This is a genomic window from Photorhabdus temperata (assembly GCF_025384845.1).
Lineage (GTDB): Bacteria > Pseudomonadota > Gammaproteobacteria > Enterobacterales > Enterobacteriaceae > Photorhabdus > Photorhabdus temperata.
The window spans coordinates 84,302-103,202 of record NZ_JAJAFX010000013.1; the positions used below are offsets into that span (position 1 = coordinate 84,302).

Genomic DNA, 18,901 nt, shown 5'->3' on the forward strand with positions numbered 1-18,901 from the left:
GATCTGATCAGGATTTTTTAAGTAACATAGCGTTATATATAGTTAATTTTTTAATAAGTTGCACATTATCCAAGGATAAAGGATAAAAATAAGGGGATGGATGAAATGTTTATTTCATCTTTACTTTGGTGTATATGGAAAGTCTGTTTGTGGCTTTAATTAAGTCATCTCTTCCCTTTATTGCAGGGAAGAGATTTTTCTATTGTTTCTTAAACAGAGTACTACCCATTTTATAGAATACATAAAGCAGTATTAATGCAGCCACCAGATAATAAATAATCATTATTATTGTGGGAACATGATGTGCGAGAAATACGTACATAGAGATCGATCCCAGAACAATTAACCATGCAATAGGTTTCACCATAGACCACGGTGTAATATCTACCTGCTCGGTATAAACATCTTCAAATGGTTTGGCTGGGAAGAAGTAGCCAATAGCCAGCATAAAAATAACATTGAGGGCAAATAAAATACCGACCAAATGAAAGAAATGCAGGTCAATTTTTAAAATGAAGTTACAAATAATATAAGCGGACATACCGAATAACAGGCCGAGTTTAGCGGCAATAGGAGGCACACGTTTAGTCATCAAACCGACCAATACCACACTGAGAATTGGAGCGTTAAAAATTCCCTGTAATTGTTGTATAAGATAGAACAGGCCATCCGGCGCATTAGCAACTAATGGAGCAACAATCATGGTTGTTAAAGCTAATCCAAGTCCCAGATATTTACTGACAGCGATTGTTTGAGCCTCGGTTGCTTTTTGGTTGATTCGTTGCCTGTAGATATTAACGATAAAAAGTGTGACAGATGAATTAAGTCCGCCACTGAACGTGGAGAATACGGCACCGACAACGACAGCCGCAAAAAAGCCAACTAATATTTCAGGCAGAACCAGATGTACCAATTGTGGATAGGCATTATCCGGGTTGTCTATTTGTCCTTTGAAAATATGGAATGCAATAATGCCTGGCAGAATAATAATGGATGGAATAATGAGTTTAAAGAAGGCACATAACATGACGCCTTTTTGCCCTTCAGCCAGATTTTTTGCACCAAGGGCTTTCTGAACGATTGATTGATTGGTACACCAGAAAAACATATTGGAAATAATTAAGCCAGTAAATAATGTGGAGAAAGGAACCAGCGAATCTTCACTGCCAATAGAGTTAAATTTATCAGGGTTAGCCTGGTAAACCTCAACTAATCCTTGCCAGGCATTGCCACTGCCGACATAGAGCAGGGCAAAAATTGTTACCATTAATCCGCCAACGATTAAGCCGACTCCGTTAATAGTATCCGCGACTGCAATCGCTTTAATACCACCAAAAATAGCGTAAATAGCACCTAATCCACCGACGCCCCAAACCATAATCCATAATGCTGTGGTTTTATCGACACTGAATACATTTGAAACCTGGAATAGACTTTCCAATGCGATCGCACCGGTATACAGTACAATTGGCAGCAGTGAAATGACATACATAGCTAGGAATAGTATTGAGGTAATAAGCAGGGTATTTTTGTCAAACCGGCGTTCAAGATATTCCGGAATGGTTGAAATGCCGAGTTTCAGATATTTAGGTAGGAAATAAAGAGCAAATAAAACAATAGTAATAGCGGCTATGACTTCCCAGGCCATGACGATAAATCCGGTTCGGAAGGCTAGACCATTCAAACCGACTAAATGTTCTGTAGAAAGGTTCATCAGCAACATAGAACTACCGATATAAATACCGGTGAGAGAACGACCACCAAGAAAATAACCCTCAGTAGATTCTGTCAGACGGGAATTATGTGTTTTGTAATAAGCAAAACCAGCGACTAATAAGGTAAATCCGATAAATGAGAGAAAAGCGAGCATACTATCCTCCACGCCTGATTTACGGTTTTCAGGCAGCAATGTGCTAACGGGAAAGGGTGTTTTCCCGTTTTTATGGTGAAAATAAATTGTGAGTCAGTTATTCAGGTGTGGGCCTGTTTTATAATTTGATTTCTTTACCGGAATGCAGGGATTCAAGTGCTTTATCTGCCAGATAGAGTGCCTGTTCGCCGTCAAAACCGCTGCATTCTGGTGTGGCACGGTCAGCCATGACATTGACGAAATGATCCCATTCAGCAATATAGGCTTCCCGGTAACGTTGCAGGAAGAAGTGCTCAGGTCTGGCTGCTAAACAGCCGGTGTTTTCCCAGAGTTCAACACTGTTTTCTTTGATGTTGCCGGCACTAAGTAATCCTTTTTCACCATGTAGTTCAATCCGCTGGTCATAGCCATAACCGGAGCGGCGGCTGTTAGTAATGGCTGCCATTGCCCCTGATGGGAATTTCATAATGATAAAGGCGGTGTCGATATCACCGGCTTGCCCAATTGCCGGATCAACCAGATTACTGCCTTGGGCATATATTGAGCATGGCTCTTCACCGATAATAAAACGTGCCATATCGAAGTCATGTATTGTCATATCCCGGAACATTCCACCAGAGACTTTGACGTATTCAGCAGAGGGAGGAGAGGGATCACGGGAAGTAATCAATAGAGATTCAGCTTTTCCTATCGTGCCGGTGTCAAACAGTGTTTTTAACCGGCGGAATTGCGGATCGTAGCGACGGTTAAAGCCAATAAATAAGGGGACTTGATACTGTTTAACAGTTTCAAGGCAGTGATGAACACGTTCAATATCAAGGTGAACCGGTTTTTCACAGAAGATTTTTTTGTGATGCTTTGCTGCGAGTTCGATGAGATCTGCATGGGTGTCCGTCGCTGAAGCAATAAGAACACCATGAACTTCCGGATCAGATATTGCCTGTTCAATGGCTTGTACTTTTGTCTGGTATTTCCGTGCTAAAGATTCAGCACTCTCTGGGTTCGGATCGACAACGGAATAAAGGCAGGTTTCTTTATGATTCGCGATATTCGCCGCATGTACCTGACCAATACGTCCGGCGCCAAATAATGCAATGTTAAACATAGATGCTCCTTGATACCTGGGTACTGCTGTTGGGATATTCAGGAATATATCAAATAAAACATTTATTTCAATTTAACTATATTTGGAAATTATATTTTTGTGTGCCGGATAGCATTTTGTAATCATAATATTAAATTTGTGTTAAACAGATCACGTAAAGTAAGATTTATACTGGCCGGAATAAACTATTTTTCCTTTAAAAACAAATGAAAATATCGATTTGATTAAGTCATTGCTACGCTTAACAATAAAGATTGAATAAAAAGATAAAGCAATTCACTTTCGAAATAAAAATTTCAAAAATAGTATCGGAAGTCATTAGAAAAAGTGGCCTGCCAAAAGGCAGGCCATCAACTTTTTTTTAATACTGACGTATTTTGGTTACAACCATCTCCTTTATTTTCTTTGATGCAGATTCTATAGCTGGATTCTCGGCTACCTGTGCCGTTCCTATTCGCCACCATGATTCATAGCCATGTGTCATGGTTTTAGGCAGCACTTTAATATCTATCAACACGGGTATGGTCTGTTTTCTGGCTTCCTGTAATGCGTAAAACAGTTGCTGTTCATCGTGAACGCTGTAACTTTTGCAGCCGTAGCTTTCTGCATTTTTGGCAAAATCGACTTTAATCAGTTTTCCATCCATGTAACCACTTTCTGGGTTCCGGTAACGGTTTTCTGTGCCAAAACTGCCCATCCCTTGGCTCATTTGCAGGTTGTTGATACAGCCGAATCCCGCGTTATCAAACAGCAATACGGTGATCTTGATATTTTCCTGTACTGCGGTTTGCAGCTCCGAATGAAGCATCATATAAGAGCCATCACCCGCTATGGCATAAACGGGTTGGTCAGGGCAGGCGAGTTTAGCGCCAATAGCCGCGGCTATCTCATAGCCCATACAAGAATAGCCATACTCAAGATGGTAGGTATCCGGTTGTTTAGGTTGCCATACCCGCTGTAAGTCGCCGGGTAGGGAACCCGCTGCACCAACAATAATCGCTTCGGGTTCAAGGTGTTTATCCAGTAATCCCAATACCCTGGTTTGTGTCAGGCGGGTTTGTAATGTTTGGCTGTACTCTTCCAATTTATCATCAAGATGACCGGGGATTTCTGGAGTAAAACCTTCCTGATACTGCACTTCTAACAGACGATTTAACTCTTTTCGCCACACTGCTCGCGCCTGAGGAATTTCATCTTGATAACTACTATGATAACCCGATTGAATAAGCTGCTCTGCAATAGCATTTAATCCTGCCCGGGCATCTGCCACGACAGGAAGCGCATCCAGTTTACAGGCGTCGAATTCCGCTACGTTGATAGTGAGAAATTCAACATCTGGATTCTGAAACAGGGATTTGGATGCAGTTGTGAAATCAGTAAACCGGGTGCCGACACCAATAATCAAATCGGCTTCTTTGGCTATCAGGTTTGCTGCAAGACCGCCTGTTGTTCCTAAACCACCACAATTAAGTGGATGGTCGGCAACCACTGCACTTTTACCTGCCTGTGTTTCAGCAAAAGGGATATTGAAGTTTTCTGCTAACTGACGGAAAGCGTCATGTGCTTCTGAATAGCGCACGCCGCCACCGCAGATTAACAAGGGTTTTTTCTTGCGGCTGATTAATGTCACCGCATCGTTGATCATGGCGACAGATGCCGGGCGGCGTTCAATACGATGAAGCCGTTTTTGGAAGAAATAATCCGGAAAATCCCAAATTTCGCCTTGAACATCCTGCGGCAGACAAATTGTGACAGCGCCTGTATCAGCGGGGTCGGTCAGAACCCGCATAGCATTAATCATCGCGCTCATAAGTTGTTCTGGCCTGGAGATACGATCCCAGTAACGGGAAACAGGGCGGAAGCAGTCATTTGTGCTGATGGTATAGTCATGGAATTGTTCAACTTGTTGTAAGACCGGATCAGGCTGGCGGCAGGCGAATAGATCACCAGGTAATAGCAACAGAGGGATCCGGTTAGCTGTGGCGGTTGCTGCGGCCGTTACCATATTGGCGGAGCCAGGGCCGACAGATGAGGTCACGGCGAAAATCTGTTTGCGTTTTTTCTGTTTAGCAAAACCGGTTGCGATATGAGCCATGCCTTGTTCATTGCATCCCTGGTAAATTGTTAAGTGACCGGGATCTTGCTCCAGTGCTTGCCCTAATCCGACAACATTACCATGACCGAAAATGGTAAAAACGCCTCTGATGAAGGGGTATTGTTCACCATCTACTTCCACATATTGTTGATTCAGAAATTTCACCAATGCCTGAGCGGTTGTCATTGTTGATTTGTTCATTTCACAGAGCTCCCTTTATTCCATTGTTGGCATGATAAAACTGCTGGAATGATGTTCTAACCTGATACTTTCCGGCCAACGGCTGGTGACTGTTTTCATGCGGGTGTAGAAACGAACACCGTCATTGCCATGAACGTTAAGTGGACCAAAAATCGAACGTTTCCAGCCGCCAAAGCTGTGGAATGCCATAGGCACCGGAATTGGGACATTAATGCCGACCATACCGGCCTGTACATCTTCGCTGAATTGGCGGGCGGTTTCTCCATCGCAGGTGAATATGGCGGTACCGTTACCATACTGATGGTGATTAATTAACGTGAGTGCGGTGGCATAATCAGGTACACGAACAATGGCTAGGACCGGGCCGAAAATCTCTTCCTGATATATTTTCATCTCTGGCGTGACGTTATCAAACAGCGTCGGGCCGATAAAATAGCCATTTTCATAACCGGGAACGTTGAGTTGACGGCCATCGATCAATAGGCTGGCCCCTTGTTTTTCGCCACTGGCAATATAGTCACAGATTTTGGTTTTGTGTTGGGCCGAGATAACCGGACCCATATCATTTTCTTTGCCTTCATTAATAGCGGGTCCGACAGACATTTTGCTGATCTGCTGATGTAGTTTTGCAATCAGAGCATCGGCGGTTTCATCCCCAACCGCCAGTACAACAGACAGTGCCATGCAACGTTCACCTGCTGCTCCGAAAGCGGCGCCCATAATTGCGTGACAAGCCATATCAAGGTCAGCATCCGGCATGAGAATACAGTGGTTTTTTGCCCCTCCCAGTGCCTGACAGCGTTTCCCATGTGCAGAGGCGGTCGTATAGATGTATTCGGCAATGGGGGTAGAACCAACAAAGCTAACGGCCTGGACTCTCGGATCAGTCAGCAGGACATCGACGGCCTCTTTATCCCCGTTGACAACATTAAATACACCATCGGGTAAACCGGCTTGTTTAAGCAGCAGTGCTAATTCAACAGCAACAGAAGGATCTTTTTCTGAAGGCTTCAATACGAAAGTGTTCCCTGTAGCCAGCGCGATGGGGAACATCCACATGGGAACCATTGCCGGGAAGTTGAAAGGGGTAATACCCGCACAAACACCTAAAGGCTGCATCAATGAGTGGCTATCAATGCCTGTTCCGGTATTAGCGGAATGTTCACCCTTTTGCAAATGAGGAATGCCGCAGGCAAATTCAACAACTTCTAGGCCACGGGTTAATTCACCGATGGCATCTGAGTAGATTTTTCCATGTTCTTCTGAAATCAATCGCGCTAATTTGTCTATATTGGCTTCCAGCAATGTTTTGAACTGGAACATCACACGGGCGCGTTTAAGCGGTGAAATTTTAGACCATCCGCGGTAAGCCTGATGAGCAATTTCAATTGCCTGTTCAACCTCATTAGCTGTGCTTAGTGCTACCTGACGTATCTGTTTTCCCGTTGCTGGATTGAAAACAGGAGAAAAACGGGTGCTGTGACTAGGAATGAGTTGCCCGCTAACATAATTCTTTACTTGTTCCATTCTGAGCCTCTCTTACAGATTTTAATGTTTGTACTGAATCAGAAACCTTGGTAATAGATATATGAAATATTTATTTCATTTTCAATCGCATTTAGAACAATAAGCGATTAGTGTGATCGGAGTAATGTTTATGAATAACAGGTAATTAGGTGACTAATTAGTTGTTAATCAATATTATGACAATAATAAATCGTTGTAATTAATAGATTATTTATTTCATTTTCAGCTATAAGAATGAAATATGATTCATCTTATAGGGTAAAACTATTACAATCACCGGCAATAAATTTTATGGGGGATTTATGTCTGTAGCATTGAATTTGAGTGAATTTCAAGAACAAGTTCGTTCACGCTATAGTGAATTGAGTAAACGCTTGCAACAAGTAGCCCGATATGTGCTGGATAATACTAATAGTGTGGCTTTTGATACTGTTGCTGTGATAGCCAGAGAAGCTGATGTTCCTCCATCAACACTAATTCGTTTTGCTAATGCGTTTAATTTCAGTGGTTTTAATGAAATGAAACAGCTATTTCGTGTGCATATGGTAGAAGAAACTGCCAGTTATGCCGACAGAGCCCGATTGTTCAGGGAATTGGATGGTGGGCAGGAGCCGCTGGAAGATCCACAACATATTTTGCAGGAATTTGCCCGTTCAAATGTGCAGGCTATGCAACAGCTGGCTACCCGAACAGCCCCTGAAGATTTAAAAAACGCGGTAGATTTATTGGCTCAGGCTAAGAATATCTACATTATTGGGCTGCGCCGTTCTTTTAGTGTGGCGGTTTATCTTTCTTATGCATTGAGTCATCTGGAATGCCGTCCATTATTAGTGGATGGTTTGGGGGGGATGTTCAGGGAGCAGATTAACTTAATTGGGCAAGAAGATGTTGTCGTTTCAATCAGCTTTACCCCTTATGCGGAAGAAACGCTGATGATCAGTGAGAGGGCGGCGGAGGCAGGGGCAAAACAGATAGTGATTACTGATAGTCAGATTAGCCCTCTTGCCAGTTTTAGTGATGTCTGTTTTGTGGTTAAAGAAGCACAGGTGGATGCATTTCGTTCCCTGTCTGCAACGTTGTGTTTAGTGCAATCTTTGGCAGTTGCTCTGGCTTATCGGCAAGGAAACACTATTTAATTTTGAAATGATAATTTTGTATTCCTGATGAACATGCTAATGACTATTAACCCGCAGATACCGGCGGGTTAATTTCTACCAGGTTAGTGGAAAAATCCCAGTTTAAATAAAATGTAAACCTGATATTGATAACTGACTTTTTATACGTAAATGTTGTTGATTCTTATTGACAATAATCATTTAATAATTGTTTGGAGTTATGGTTTTAAAGAGGGATCATACGATGATTAAAGGAACGCATTATATTTTTGTCATTTTATCTGCAATTTCTTTCCAGGCATTTGCTTTAAATTTCCATTATAAAAGTGATATTCCGGCAGACAATAAGCCATCGGCAGAATATATGAAGCAGAGGGAAAATCTTGAGTCCAACCATTTGAATGTGGATAAACTGGCTGCGGATAATGAACTTGTGAAAAAAAGGGAACAGGAAAAACGAGGGCAGGAAAAACAAGATGAAGAAGCTAAAAGATATGCTGAACGCTGGCAGAATAATGAACTTATGAAAAAATGGGAACAGGAAAGACGGGCTGAAGAAATAGAAAGACGGGCTGAATACTGGCAGGATCAGGCTGAAGAGACAAAAAGATATGCCGAGAGCTGGCAAAATAATGAACGATTTAATTATGGGGTCAATAGAGGATTTAATCATGAATTCCATGACCCAGTTCTGCGGGATATGGAGCGAGCTGAACGGCTCAAACGAATAGAACAGAACGGTGGAATAACCAGACGTAACTTTTTTGATAAGAAATGATCACTATTCAAAGCTATTTGAATAGTGAATTGAATGAGTTACCGGAAAAAGCAGCTTGTCGATAATTGTTGACAGCCTTTCGAAAGAATTTCCTCTACGGTCATGTGAATATAATGATTTCATACTGAGTGGAGAAAGACATGGAACAGATCGAGTGGGCTGATTTTGAAAAAGTCGACATGCGGGTTGGAGCAATTAATTGGCCGTCAGGTTCTTTGCGTGTGTAATTTTCCACCAAAGCGGATCGCGGGTGTCAAATCAGAGGTATTATTAACCGGCAGTGTCGATGAAAATGGTGCGGTGGTGGATATGGCCGATATTTGCGCGGTATCTGCCAGCACTTTGCACCGCAAACTTTTTATTGCAACCGGCATGAGCCCAATGGCTTATTTGAAAACATGCCGGATGAAACTTGCTTATAATTTATTGGTTAACAGTTATAAGCCTTTGACTGATATTGCTTTTCTTTCTGGCTATGCTTCCCAGTCAGCTTTTACCTTTGCATTTAGTCAGCATTATTGAGTTTTCACTTCTAATTTATCGGCATTATTAAGCAGGCGGCGAATGGGCACAATTAACACTACCAGCACGGCTGCACAAATCACCAGGGCCAGAGAGACGCGGGAGAACAGATCAGGCAGGCTGTCCAGTTGATCCGCACGAACATGTCCACCAATCAGGCCAGCAGCCAGATTACCCAGTGCATTTGCGCAGAACCACAAGCCCATTACCTGACCACGCATTCGGGATGGCGCCAGCAGCGTCACAGTGGCAAGGCCAATCGGGCTAAGGCACAGCTCACCGAGTGTTAGAAACAGAGAACTTGATACCAGCCAGAAAGGAGAAACGGTTTCACCGGTTGCCAGCACATTTTGCGCAGCCAGAATCATCACGCCAAAACCACCGGCAGCTAACAGAATACCAATAATGAATTTACTGATACTACTCGGGTTGATATTGTTTTTTGCCAATCTGGGCCAGAACCAACTGAATACCGGGGCCAGCAGGATAATAAACAGCGCGTTAATTGATTGGAACCATACTGTCGGGATCTCAAACCCCATCACTATACGGTTAGTATAATCATTGGCGAACAGGTTGAATGACGTTGGCATTTGCTCGAATGCAGACCAGAAGAATGCAGCAGATACCAGCAGGATAAAACAGACCAGCAGGCGCGAGCGGTCACTATTGCTTAAGCCGGCAAACAGGAACAAATAGGCAAAGTAAAGTGTTACACAGGATGAGATCACATAGACCATTGCGCTGGCTACGGCTACCGGATTGAATGGAATTACACCAAGGATTAGCAGAGCAATAATAGCAATGATAGCAATAACAGTGGTAAAGACCCATTTGCCGACGTTTTCACGCTTCACTGTAGGGTGGTCCCAGCTTGAATCCAGACCACCTTCTTTATCATATTGGCGCATCAAAGGGATCGCGTAGAAACGGAATATCAATAGGGCAACCAGCATTCCCAATCCTCCGATACCAAAACCCCAATGCCAGCCATAATCACGAACCAGCAAGCCTGTAGTCAGAGGAGCAATGAAGGAACCGATATTAATTCCCATATAAAATAGGGAAAAACCACCATCACGACGTGGATCATCTTTTTTATACAGAGTTCCGACCATAACGGTGACACAGGTTTTAAACAATCCTGTACCTAATACGATCAGTAATAAGCCAATAAAGAACAAATAATGACTTAAAAAAGCGGAGAGAGCGATAGACAGATGCCCTAATGCAATAATGATCGAACCATACCAGACTGCTTGACGTTGACCCAACCAGTTATCCGCCAGCCAGCCGCCAGGTAGGGCAGTCAGATAAACACTCCCGGCGAAAATACCGACGATAGCAGCGGCTTGTTCACGGGGAATGCCCATGCCTCCATCATAGATGGAGGCTGCCATAAACAAGATCAGTAGTGGGCGAATACCGTAATAAGAGAAACGCTCCCACATTTCGGTGAAAAACAGGGAACTTAATGGATAAGGATGTCCGAAAAAGGTTCGGTTTTTTGTGTTGTTAATGGAGGATTGCATCTAAGTTTTCCTATAATACTGCACTCCAGGAGTGTCGTGTGTGCAACAAATCAAGCTGTTAAAAAGCTCTTTCAGCTTTGGTTTAGAGTAAACCAAAAAGCCACGTTTTTTTATTAAATGACGTCCTGTCTTATTAATATATTTCTAACATACTTTTCGGCTAATTTTATTAACAAACTGAATATTTCCTACTTTATATTCCATTTTTCATAGTAAAGTTCGACAGAAATCTCATTTCTTATCACTGGTTGATTAAAGTGGTGATGAGGACTATTGACTTATTTATGTTTTTCATGTTTTTTAAATAAAAAGATTTTAGAGTAATAAATTAAGTAATAGCTATCAGATATAAATAATATTTTCAGCAGCCAGATATTGAGAGTGATAATGAAAGCTAAAAAAGTACAGTTATTTGATTGTTAGCTTCGTGTTTATTTAGTCACTTTATTTTATATTTTTTATATAAACCTCGGTAATAAATTAAATTAAAAGGTACAATATCAATATTGGCATAAAATAATGGATTATTAGGCTGTATGTGAAAGTCATTATGGCCGTTTCTTAGATGAAGAAACAGCCGTTAATGATATTTAATGGACTTTGTCAGACTGCCCGTACAGAGAAGGCTGACCATTAGGCCGGGTTTTAAAGCGACGATGTAGCCACATATATTGATCAGGAGCCTGTAAGATCTCCTGTTCCACGACTTTGTTCATAAAAGCTGCTGCTTTCACTTCATCATCTTTAGGGAACCCATCTACCGCGGGTTGAATAATTAACTCATAACCTTTTCCGCCAGGCAGACGGCGGGGGGTAAATGGGATCATTGCCGGATCAGCGAGACGCGCAAGTATAGAGGTGCCTGTGGTTGTTGCGGCATGTTCTACTGCAAATAGTGGCGCGAATACGCTATTTCGTGGTCCGTAATCATGATCGGGCGCGTACCAGACGATTTCACCATTTTTCAGGCAGCGGATCATGCCTTTGACATCTTTCCTATCCAGCATATATTTGTTGGAGCGCAGTCGTCCCCATGTTTGTAACCAATCCATAACCGGATTATCATTTGGGCGATAAACACCAATTCCCGGATTGAGTAAACCGAGAATTCGGGCACCCAGTTCCAGTGTCAGGAAATGAATACCAATAACAATAATTCCTTGTTCGCGAGCCTGGATTTTCTGGATATTTTCCCGCCCGGTAACTTTAAACCAGCGTTCTACCCGCCAGTCCGGCCAAAACCAGGCTATACCTGTTTCAAATATCCCCATTCCGACGGATTCGAAGTTTTTTATTAGCAGCTCACTGCGTTTCTCTTGAGACATATCCGGAAAACATAGCTCAAGATTTCTTTCGGCAATTCTGGTGCGTTTTTTCAGAAAGCGCATGGAGAATCTGCCCAGACGGGTGCCTATCCAATAAATAATGGGGTAGGGGAGCAGGACCAGCAAGTAAAGCAGGCTGATACCAAACCAGGTAAGCCAATAACGGGGATGAAGCAATGAGCGTTGAAAAGAAGGTGCGTGTATCATGGATTCTCAGGTTATTTATGGTTCCAAATAAGATGGACAAAACGATTCGCCTATTGTGACACTTTTTGACGGGATATCGAAGTTTTCAGGCATGAAATGTTTAGGATATCAATTGTGAGTCATGTTCTGGCCGGTTCTACTAACCTGCTTGCTGCTTTCTTTCGTTAGTATGTGGTGTCTTCGTCTGTTTTCCAGAAGCTATTTACAATTCACATGGATAATATTACTGTTTGTATAAACAGTATTTTTTGTGGAGGGAAAAACTATGCATGTAGAAGTGACTATCGATAAATCTAAGAAGCTGCCAAAAGGTGCTAATGGGAGGGGAAGACCTCCCATTTTATTATTGATTTCCTGTTACCGCGTTACAAATTACTACTCGTTGAAAATCATTTTCGTTATCATACCCGCTTGATGGCGGAGGCCATCACTTATACATCTAATCTTATGACTTGAAATTCAGGAAAGTACACCATGCCAGTGTTACATAACCGCATTTCTAATAAAGAGTTGAAAGCACGTATGCTGGCGGAGACTCAGCCTCGTACTACCATCTCTTTTTATAAATATTTTAATATCTTAGATCCTCTGGCTTTCCGTAACAGCCTGTATCAACAATTTACTGGGTTTTCAGTATTTGGCCGGGTTTATATTGCCAAAGAAGGGATCAATGCACAGATAAGTTTACCAACTCATCATCTGGAAGCATTCAAAGCTTTATTGTATGGCGTTGATCCTGCGTTGGATAATCTGAGGTTGAATATTGCACTTGATGATGATGGAAAATCTTTCTGGGTTTTGCGTATGAAAGTGCGTGATCGTGTAGTGGCTGACGGTATTGAAGATGAAACTTTTGATTCATCAAAAACCGGTGAATATCTTAAAGCAGAGCAGGTCAACCAGATGTTGGATGATCCTGAGACGCTATTTGTCGATATGCGTAATCACTATGAATATGAAGTCGGGCATTTTGAAAATGCAATTGAAATTCCTTCTGATACCTTCCGCGAACAATTGCCAATGGCAGTGGAAATGTTGCAGGATAATAAGGATAAAAACATTGTAATGTATTGCACCGGTGGTATTCGGTGTGAAAAGGCCAGTGCTTATATGTTGCACAATGGTTTTAAAAACGTATATCACGTAGAAGGCGGTGTTATCGAATATGCCCGTAAAGCCAAAGAGCAGGGATTACCAGTGCGTTTTATGGGTAAAAACTTTGTATTTGATGAGCGGATGGGAGAACGTATTTCAGATGATGTCATTGCTCATTGCCATCAATGTGGTGCGTCTTGTGATAGCCATACTAATTGTAAGAATGATGGTTGCCACCTATTGTTTATTCAGTGCCCGGAATGTGCCGCTAAATTTGAAGGTTGTTGCAGTGAAGCATGTGGGGAAGAAGTCAGGCTACCAGAAACGGAACAGCGTGTTCGTCGGGCTGGTCGAGAAAATGGAGCAAAAATATTTAATAAATCCCGGTATCGTCTACAGGATGGATTGAATATTACCTCATTACAGTTGACGAAATAGTGTTATTGATAGCTGGCACAGAGATTGTTGTGCCAGTTTATTTATTTTAAGACAATAGCTTTTTCAGTAGAGATATTTAAATACATTGTAAATAAAACAGAGTTCAATTCTATTATGTACTTTTATTTTTTCAGTAATATGCCTTTTATGAGAATATACTGTACTATTACTGATGTTTAGTTTTTGAGATATCTGGTAATTTGGAATTTCTTTCATCCAGTAATCAATGATTTTATGCTCTTGCGGACTGAAAATAGAACAGCACTCATCAATTGTCATTCGATGTTTCTGAATTTCCTGTAATGTTATTTTACTCAATTTATTAAGTAAATAGGGAAGGCTTTTCTTTGCTAAAATAAAAGTATTGTTTTTCAGTGCAATATGATTTTCACAGTAAGGGTAGGCGCTATTAAGGTATATGTAGATACGTGTGTTATCTATAAGAGTAATAAATTTCTGTAAATTAGAACAATAACTAGAATGGTGACAATAATGAGTCAAATTAGCTAGAACAATATCAGGAGAAAAATGAGCTACAATATCTATAGCTTCGTTAATTGAAGATGAGTCAACAATTTCAATATGTTCAACATTGTCATTTTTCTTTAAAAATTCACTGATACCTGAACGGGTGTAATAGCACTCTTCAACGACTAAGATTTTCATTATTGTACGTCCCTGTTCTTGTTTGGCCGAACTCACAATAAACGCCTTATCTATTGATAGTCAACTCGGCAATTGCGATAGTTAAGCCAGTTTAATACGAAATTATTATCTAATTATATGGTATTACAGACAAAATCGTTGGGGTGAATCAATGTGCCTCCAGGCCGGACACCCAGTTATTTGGGTGTCCGGGCTTGAGATTATTAATGCTTAGTATGGTTTAGATCGCTGTATTCTGAGGATTCGATCTTTTCAATTCCTGCCTGGAGGATGTATATCAATTGCTTTGCAATGTCAGTTGTCAACCATAAGGTTCGATCTACCATGACATGTTCTGGTGTTTGATCTTGGGAGGACAAATAGTGAAGGCGTAGCATCACAGCATCATACGTATCAACGGTACTGACATCCCAACCTACAACAGGATGCGTTTGAATAACTTCATCTTTACTGCCCATAAAACCTCCTAATCAGATCACTGCATTATTTATTAATATCATTGACTAAGAGCAAACTACCTCATTCCTGAATGAGTCATTATCAGTATATGCTTTTTAATGAAAGTAAGAAGGTTTTTTGTTAGGAATTATTGACTCATTCGCTGGTGGGTTGATAGGCCATGTAAATTAATGGGGACGATGACTATCCCCATGTGTATGTCAGTCTGCTATTTTTACTTCCCAGCGGGCATCTTCGCCAGCCAGAAATGGAATAAGTTTTTCATTGTTGCAATCAATGTGTTCAATGACCGTGGAAGATTTGCGAGTCAATTCGACAAAGCCTTCATTGACGGGCAATCCGTAAAATCCAGGGCCATTAAGTGAACAGAAGGCTTCAAAATGTTGTAATGCATTCATCTCTTCAAACACTGTTGCGTAAGCAGGTAACGCGGATGGTGCGTTAAATACGCCGGCACAACCACAGGGTGACTCTTTTTTGTGCAGCGCGTGAGGTGCAGAGTCTGTACCTAAGAAAAAGCGATTACAGCCACTGGCGACGGCTGCCCGTAAAGCATCCTGGTGAATATTGCGTTTTAGAATAGGCAGACAGTACAGGTGTGGGCGTATCCCACCAACCAGCATATGGTTACGGTTAAACATGAGATGCTGTGGAGTCAATGTTGCTCCCAGATTATTACCGCCTTCCAGTACATATTGTGCAGCTTCTTTGGTTGTTATGTGTTCAAACACAACTTTCAGTGCCGGGAACTGATTACGTAATGGTTCCATTACCTGTTCAATAAAGCGGGCTTCTCGATCAAAAATATCAATATGAGAAGCAGTGACTTCACCGTGTACAAGCAGAGGTATCCCCAGTTTTTCCATTATTCCTAATAATGGATAAATATTCTTTATATCAGAGACACCGTGACTTGAATTGGTTGTGGCATTGGCAGGGTAGAGCTTACAAGCGGTAAAAATGCCTTCTTTATAACCCATTTCTATCTGAGAACTATCAGTAGAATCAGTAAGATAACAAGTCATAAGAGGCTGGAAATTATCGCCTTCGGGGATGGCTGCCAGTATTCTGTCTCGATAGGCTTTGGCACTAGCCACTTCTGTAATCGGCGGAAGCAGATTAGGCATGACGATAGCCCGCCCGAAATAGTGACTGGTATAAGGAACGACAGTTTTTAGCATTTCACCATCACGGAAATGAATGTGCCAGTCATCAGGGCGGCGGATTTTTATTGTATATGATTTAGTGGTCATGAAACCGGCTCCAGTATATAGGATAGGAAGGAAATATGCTGAGTTCAGCATATTCAAGCCGGGAATGGATAATAAAGCTAAAACAGTTAAATAGCTATTAATGAATGTAATATTTAGTAAAAAATTTAGCTAAATCAACAAGCTTAGGGTAATCAGAGGCGGATTTTCTTATCAAGAAGGAAAAAATGAAATATGAGGGTAAAACAAGAAATGAAGTTGGCTCCTCCAACTGGACTCGAACCAGTGACATACGGATTAACAGTCCGCCGTTCTACCGACTGAACTATGGAGGAACTCCTTCACAACGGGGCGCATATTAGCGGTACACTTTTGCTTTGTCAAAGTAGAAAACAACAAATCGTGATTGTTTGCTGGTAAACTGAACTTATTGGTTTGTTTTTGTTCTAAACAATGGTTATTTGATGGAATTATATGCTATGAGAGTGGGTTGGATAGCGTTATTGTGTTGGTGTGACGATATTAGGTAATTAGCGAAATCAGAAAAGCAAAAAACCCGCATCAAGCGGGTTTTTCTTAATTTGGCTCCTCCAACTGGACTTGAACCAGTGACATACGGATTAACAGTCCGCCGTTCTACCGACTGAACTATGGAGGAATTGCTTCACAACGGGGAGCATATTAGCGGTACACTTTTGCTTTGTCAAAGCAGAAAACAACAAATAAGGTTTGTTTGCTGGCAAACTGAACTTATTGCTCTGTATTTATGCTGAATGAAGCTTGTTTGCTGGAACTGTATACTATGGAAGTCGGTTGATTAGGATTATAAATGTTACGTTGTAAGTGGAGAGTGGAATCAGAAATGCAAAAATCCCGCATTAAGCGGGCTTTTCTAATTTGGCTCCTCCAACTGGACTCGAACCAGTGACATACGGATTAACAGTCCGCCGTTCTACCGACTGAACTATGGAGGAATTGTTCCTGAGAACGAGACGAATAATAGCTGGGTATTTAGGGCTTGTCAAAGGGGAAAAATAAAAATTGAGTTTGATTGATTAACTGGTGTTCAAAATGATGTTTTTTGCTATTTTCTAGTCAATTAAATTTTCCAGTTCAGGAAATACAAGAATTAACTAATATCTACCTACGATAATTTAATAGTGGAAATATTATCTGTTTTTTTATTTATAAAATAATTTATTATGAGTATTAAAAATATAAGAAAATATATATTCAGTAACTTTGTTTCAATGTTATTTATAGAATTTTTATATTTAATAATATTTTTCCTATTTTATTTATTTTAACAGATCATTTATTGTATTTTGATATTTATTAGTGAATTTACTTGTCTATACTTCTTAATTGAAAAAGTAATTTTCTCTCTGGCTTCCAATTTGTAAAATAGGGTATTAATCGAGGCTGAAACAAATGTAAAAGAACTCGATATTGATAACGAAATTTTATTCACCGCTAACATGCTAAGATATTTTCAATTTAATAATATATTTGCATTAATATAAAAAGTGCAGTAAAAAATTAAAAGCTATTTCAGAAAAAACATTACAAAATTAAACAAATAAAAATTGAGTGTTATAAAATTAAGTTATTATTAAGGAGGTGAAGGTAATTCTAAATATAAAGTCAGTAGATAATATTTCTCCCGAAAAGAGTGGCTGATTTTCTGGTAATTTCTATAAAATAAATGAGGAAAAGTCATGAAGTTTTCAATTAATACTGATGTAACTAACTGGGTTTCACATAAAGATTGGTTTAACGTTCCATTGAGATTGTTTGTAGTTCCAAAGGATGATGATGGTTCGACATCATTAGATAATTATAAAAGTAAAATTGTAGTGAATGGCTTGAATGAGGGCGAATATGAAATTATAAATAACAATAACGTATTCGATTCTATCAGTAGAGCATCTGAAATATTGGTAAAAATCAAAACAGATCAAAAGGTTAATACCACAGTCAAATTTGTTGCTGAAGTAACAGATGCGAATGGCAGTGTAGTTGCAGAAGCTGTTCTCGATCGATTCAAGCTAAAATCAGCAGGATTGGCAGCACCTATATATCCGGCAAATTATGATAATGTTATTGACAGTGGTGATATAAGAGCAGGCGTTAAAGTACTTTTTGCTGATTCGAATATTTTAAATAAGCATGAACTGAAATTTATTTTTGATGGTAATGTTGAAGTTGTTCCAAGTGTACAAGATAGTAATGATATCCGTAGCTTATCTGTAAAGAATTCTCTTCTTACTGCCGGTAAACACGATAGTGTTTATTATACTATTAGCGAAAGCGGCAGTGCTAAATTCTCTACTGTTCAACGTGTACTTGTAGAGCTTGATGAAGGCCCTGGAACAATTCAGGTTCGTCGTGATCTGGAAGTGCCTTATATTGATGAATATGATGAGAGCAGGGGCCGGCCAATTGGTGAGAGTATTATTGATTATGATATCAATATTATGGTCAGTGATGTTAAACTTAAAGATAAGGTATTGAAAGAAGGTATAGTTCACATTAAAGGGGATTCTGCTGATAATCAGGATGCAGGAGAGATATTATTAAAGATAGAGTCTTTAAGTGGTGATGAAAATAATATTTTCCGTTTAGCTGTAATTAATCCTGAAGGAAATGCTGATGGTCAGCCGGGTGGTATTGATTTCTTCAATTATATAGGTAATGGTCGGGTAAGAATTCATTACGAATTATCATTTGTTGGTGAAGTAAACATACTGCATAA

14 protein-coding genes, 3 tRNA genes and 1 pseudogene are annotated in these 18,901 nt (G+C 40.5%); 6 read left to right on the forward strand and 12 right to left on the reverse strand.

The annotated features are described in order from the left end of the window. Positions 1–199: 199 nt before the first annotated feature. The 4 genes from LGZ99_RS07230 to LGZ99_RS07245 form a co-directional block, all read right to left on the reverse strand. Positions 200–1,870, reverse strand: a complete 1,671-nt coding sequence (locus tag LGZ99_RS07230; protein ID WP_036840448.1) for a solute:sodium symporter family transporter — start codon at positions 1,868–1,870, stop codon at positions 200–202. A gap of 118 nt (positions 1,871–1,988) precedes the next feature. After that, positions 1,989–2,975 carry an inositol 2-dehydrogenase gene (gene iolG, locus LGZ99_RS07235; protein ID WP_036840450.1) on the reverse strand — a complete coding sequence of 329 codons (987 nt, stop codon included), beginning with the start codon at positions 2,973–2,975 and terminating at the stop codon, positions 1,989–1,991. A 361-nt stretch (positions 2,976–3,336) separates the two neighbouring features. Continuing rightward, positions 3,337–5,271 (reverse strand): 3D-(3,5/4)-trihydroxycyclohexane-1,2-dione acylhydrolase (decyclizing), encoded by a 1,935-nt coding sequence (gene iolD, locus LGZ99_RS07240; RefSeq protein WP_036840451.1) that lies wholly within the window; start codon positions 5,269–5,271, stop codon positions 3,337–3,339. A 15-nt stretch (positions 5,272–5,286) separates the two neighbouring features. After that, a complete protein-coding gene (locus LGZ99_RS07245) occupies positions 5,287–6,798 on the reverse strand; it encodes a CoA-acylating methylmalonate-semialdehyde dehydrogenase (protein ID WP_023045123.1) in 1,512 nt (503 codons plus the stop codon). A 302-nt stretch (positions 6,799–7,100) separates the two neighbouring features. On the opposite strand from LGZ99_RS07245, the gene LGZ99_RS07250 reads away from it, so the two are divergent. The 4 genes and pseudogenes from LGZ99_RS07250 to LGZ99_RS07265 all read left to right on the forward strand — a co-directional run bounded on the left by LGZ99_RS07250 (position 7,101) and on the right by LGZ99_RS07265 (position 9,213). Further along, positions 7,101–7,934 carry a MurR/RpiR family transcriptional regulator gene (locus LGZ99_RS07250; RefSeq protein WP_262978992.1) on the forward strand — a complete coding sequence of 278 codons (834 nt, stop codon included), beginning with the start codon at positions 7,101–7,103 and terminating at the stop codon, positions 7,932–7,934. A 223-nt stretch (positions 7,935–8,157) separates the two neighbouring features. Further along, complete coding sequence (locus tag LGZ99_RS07255; RefSeq protein WP_021325958.1) at positions 8,158–8,691, forward strand: hypothetical protein; 534 nt, start codon at positions 8,158–8,160, stop codon at positions 8,689–8,691. Positions 8,692–8,880: 189 nt separating this feature from the next. After that, a pseudogene (locus LGZ99_RS07260) lies at positions 8,881–8,997 on the forward strand (tRNA-binding protein); the annotation flags it as partial. Between the two features lie 3 nt (positions 8,998–9,000). After that, a complete protein-coding gene (locus tag LGZ99_RS07265) occupies positions 9,001–9,213 on the forward strand; it encodes a helix-turn-helix transcriptional regulator (RefSeq protein WP_327078673.1) in 213 nt (70 codons plus the stop codon). Here the strand turns inward: LGZ99_RS07265 and LGZ99_RS07270 are convergent. Next, entirely contained in the window at positions 9,207–10,745 is a 1,539-nt protein-coding gene (locus LGZ99_RS07270) for a peptide MFS transporter (RefSeq protein ID WP_023045126.1), read from the reverse strand. The two genes, LGZ99_RS07265 and LGZ99_RS07270, sit on opposite strands and share 7 nt — an antisense overlap. A 590-nt stretch (positions 10,746–11,335) precedes the next feature. Continuing rightward, on the reverse strand, positions 11,336–12,277 hold the full coding sequence (locus LGZ99_RS07275) for a Kdo(2)-lipid IV(A) acyltransferase (protein WP_021326110.1): 942 nt from the start codon (positions 12,275–12,277) through the stop codon (positions 11,336–11,338). Between the two features lie 474 nt (positions 12,278–12,751). On the opposite strand from LGZ99_RS07275, the gene trhO reads away from it, so the two are divergent. Next, positions 12,752–13,810: an oxygen-dependent tRNA uridine(34) hydroxylase TrhO gene (gene trhO, locus LGZ99_RS07280; protein ID WP_036840458.1), complete on the forward strand. Its 1,059-nt coding sequence runs from the start codon at positions 12,752–12,754 to the stop codon at positions 13,808–13,810. 63 nt (positions 13,811–13,873) lie between these two features. On the opposite strand, the gene LGZ99_RS07285 is transcribed toward trhO, so the two are convergent. The 6 genes from LGZ99_RS07285 to LGZ99_RS07310 form a co-directional block, all read right to left on the reverse strand. After that, positions 13,874–14,476, reverse strand: coding sequence for a LuxR C-terminal-related transcriptional regulator (locus LGZ99_RS07285; RefSeq protein WP_262978995.1), 603 nt, complete (start codon positions 14,474–14,476; stop codon positions 13,874–13,876). Between the two features lie 203 nt (positions 14,477–14,679). Continuing rightward, positions 14,680–14,934, reverse strand: a complete 255-nt coding sequence (gene bssS / locus LGZ99_RS07290; protein WP_011146095.1) for a biofilm formation regulator BssS — start codon at positions 14,932–14,934, stop codon at positions 14,680–14,682. Positions 14,935–15,135: 201 nt separating this feature from the next. Next, positions 15,136–16,188 (reverse strand): dihydroorotase, encoded by a 1,053-nt coding sequence (gene pyrC, locus LGZ99_RS07295; RefSeq protein WP_262978993.1) that lies wholly within the window; start codon positions 16,186–16,188, stop codon positions 15,136–15,138. A 217-nt stretch (positions 16,189–16,405) separates the two neighbouring features. Continuing rightward, a tRNA-Asn gene (locus tag LGZ99_RS07300) sits at positions 16,406–16,481 on the reverse strand. Between the two features lie 247 nt (positions 16,482–16,728). Further along, positions 16,729–16,804: transfer RNA gene (locus LGZ99_RS07305), tRNA-Asn, on the reverse strand. 240 nt (positions 16,805–17,044) lie between these two features. Next, a tRNA-Asn gene (locus LGZ99_RS07310) sits at positions 17,045–17,120 on the reverse strand. Between the two features lie 744 nt (positions 17,121–17,864). Here LGZ99_RS07310 and LGZ99_RS07315 point away from each other — a divergent pair. Next, positions 17,865–18,901: hypothetical protein (locus tag LGZ99_RS07315; protein WP_262978994.1), on the forward strand; the 1,037-nt coding region annotated here is incomplete at its 3' end.

Bases quoted from the DNA above. Each gene is read 5' to 3' on its own strand.
- LGZ99_RS07275 (WP_021326110.1), bottom strand. From the start codon at position 12,277: ATGATACACGCACCTTCTTTTCAACGCTCATTGCTTCATCCCCGTTAT.
- LGZ99_RS07250 (WP_262978992.1), top strand. From the start codon at position 7,101: ATGTCTGTAGCATTGAATTTGAGTGAATTTCAAGAACAAGTTCGTTCA.
- trhO (WP_036840458.1), top strand. From the start codon at position 12,752: ATGCCAGTGTTACATAACCGCATTTCTAATAAAGAGTTGAAAGCACGT.
- LGZ99_RS07245 (WP_023045123.1), bottom strand. From the start codon at position 6,798: ATGGAACAAGTAAAGAATTATGTTAGCGGGCAACTCATTCCTAGTCAC.
- LGZ99_RS07230 (WP_036840448.1), bottom strand. From the start codon at position 1,870: ATGCTCGCTTTTCTCTCATTTATCGGATTTACCTTATTAGTCGCTGGT.
- iolG (WP_036840450.1), bottom strand. From the start codon at position 2,975: ATGTTTAACATTGCATTATTTGGCGCCGGACGTATTGGTCAGGTACAT.
- iolD (WP_036840451.1), bottom strand. From the start codon at position 5,271: ATGAACAAATCAACAATGACAACCGCTCAGGCATTGGTGAAATTTCTG.
- LGZ99_RS07255 (WP_021325958.1), top strand. From the start codon at position 8,158: ATGATTAAAGGAACGCATTATATTTTTGTCATTTTATCTGCAATTTCT.
- LGZ99_RS07285 (WP_262978995.1), bottom strand. From the start codon at position 14,476: ATGAAAATCTTAGTCGTTGAAGAGTGCTATTACACCCGTTCAGGTATC.
- pyrC (WP_262978993.1), bottom strand. From the start codon at position 16,188: ATGACCACTAAATCATATACAATAAAAATCCGCCGCCCTGATGACTGG.
- LGZ99_RS07270 (WP_023045126.1), bottom strand. From the start codon at position 10,745: ATGCAATCCTCCATTAACAACACAAAAAACCGAACCTTTTTCGGACAT.
- bssS (WP_011146095.1), bottom strand. From the start codon at position 14,934: ATGGGCAGTAAAGATGAAGTTATTCAAACGCATCCTGTTGTAGGTTGG.
- LGZ99_RS07265 (WP_327078673.1), top strand. From the start codon at position 9,001: ATGGCCGATATTTGCGCGGTATCTGCCAGCACTTTGCACCGCAAACTT.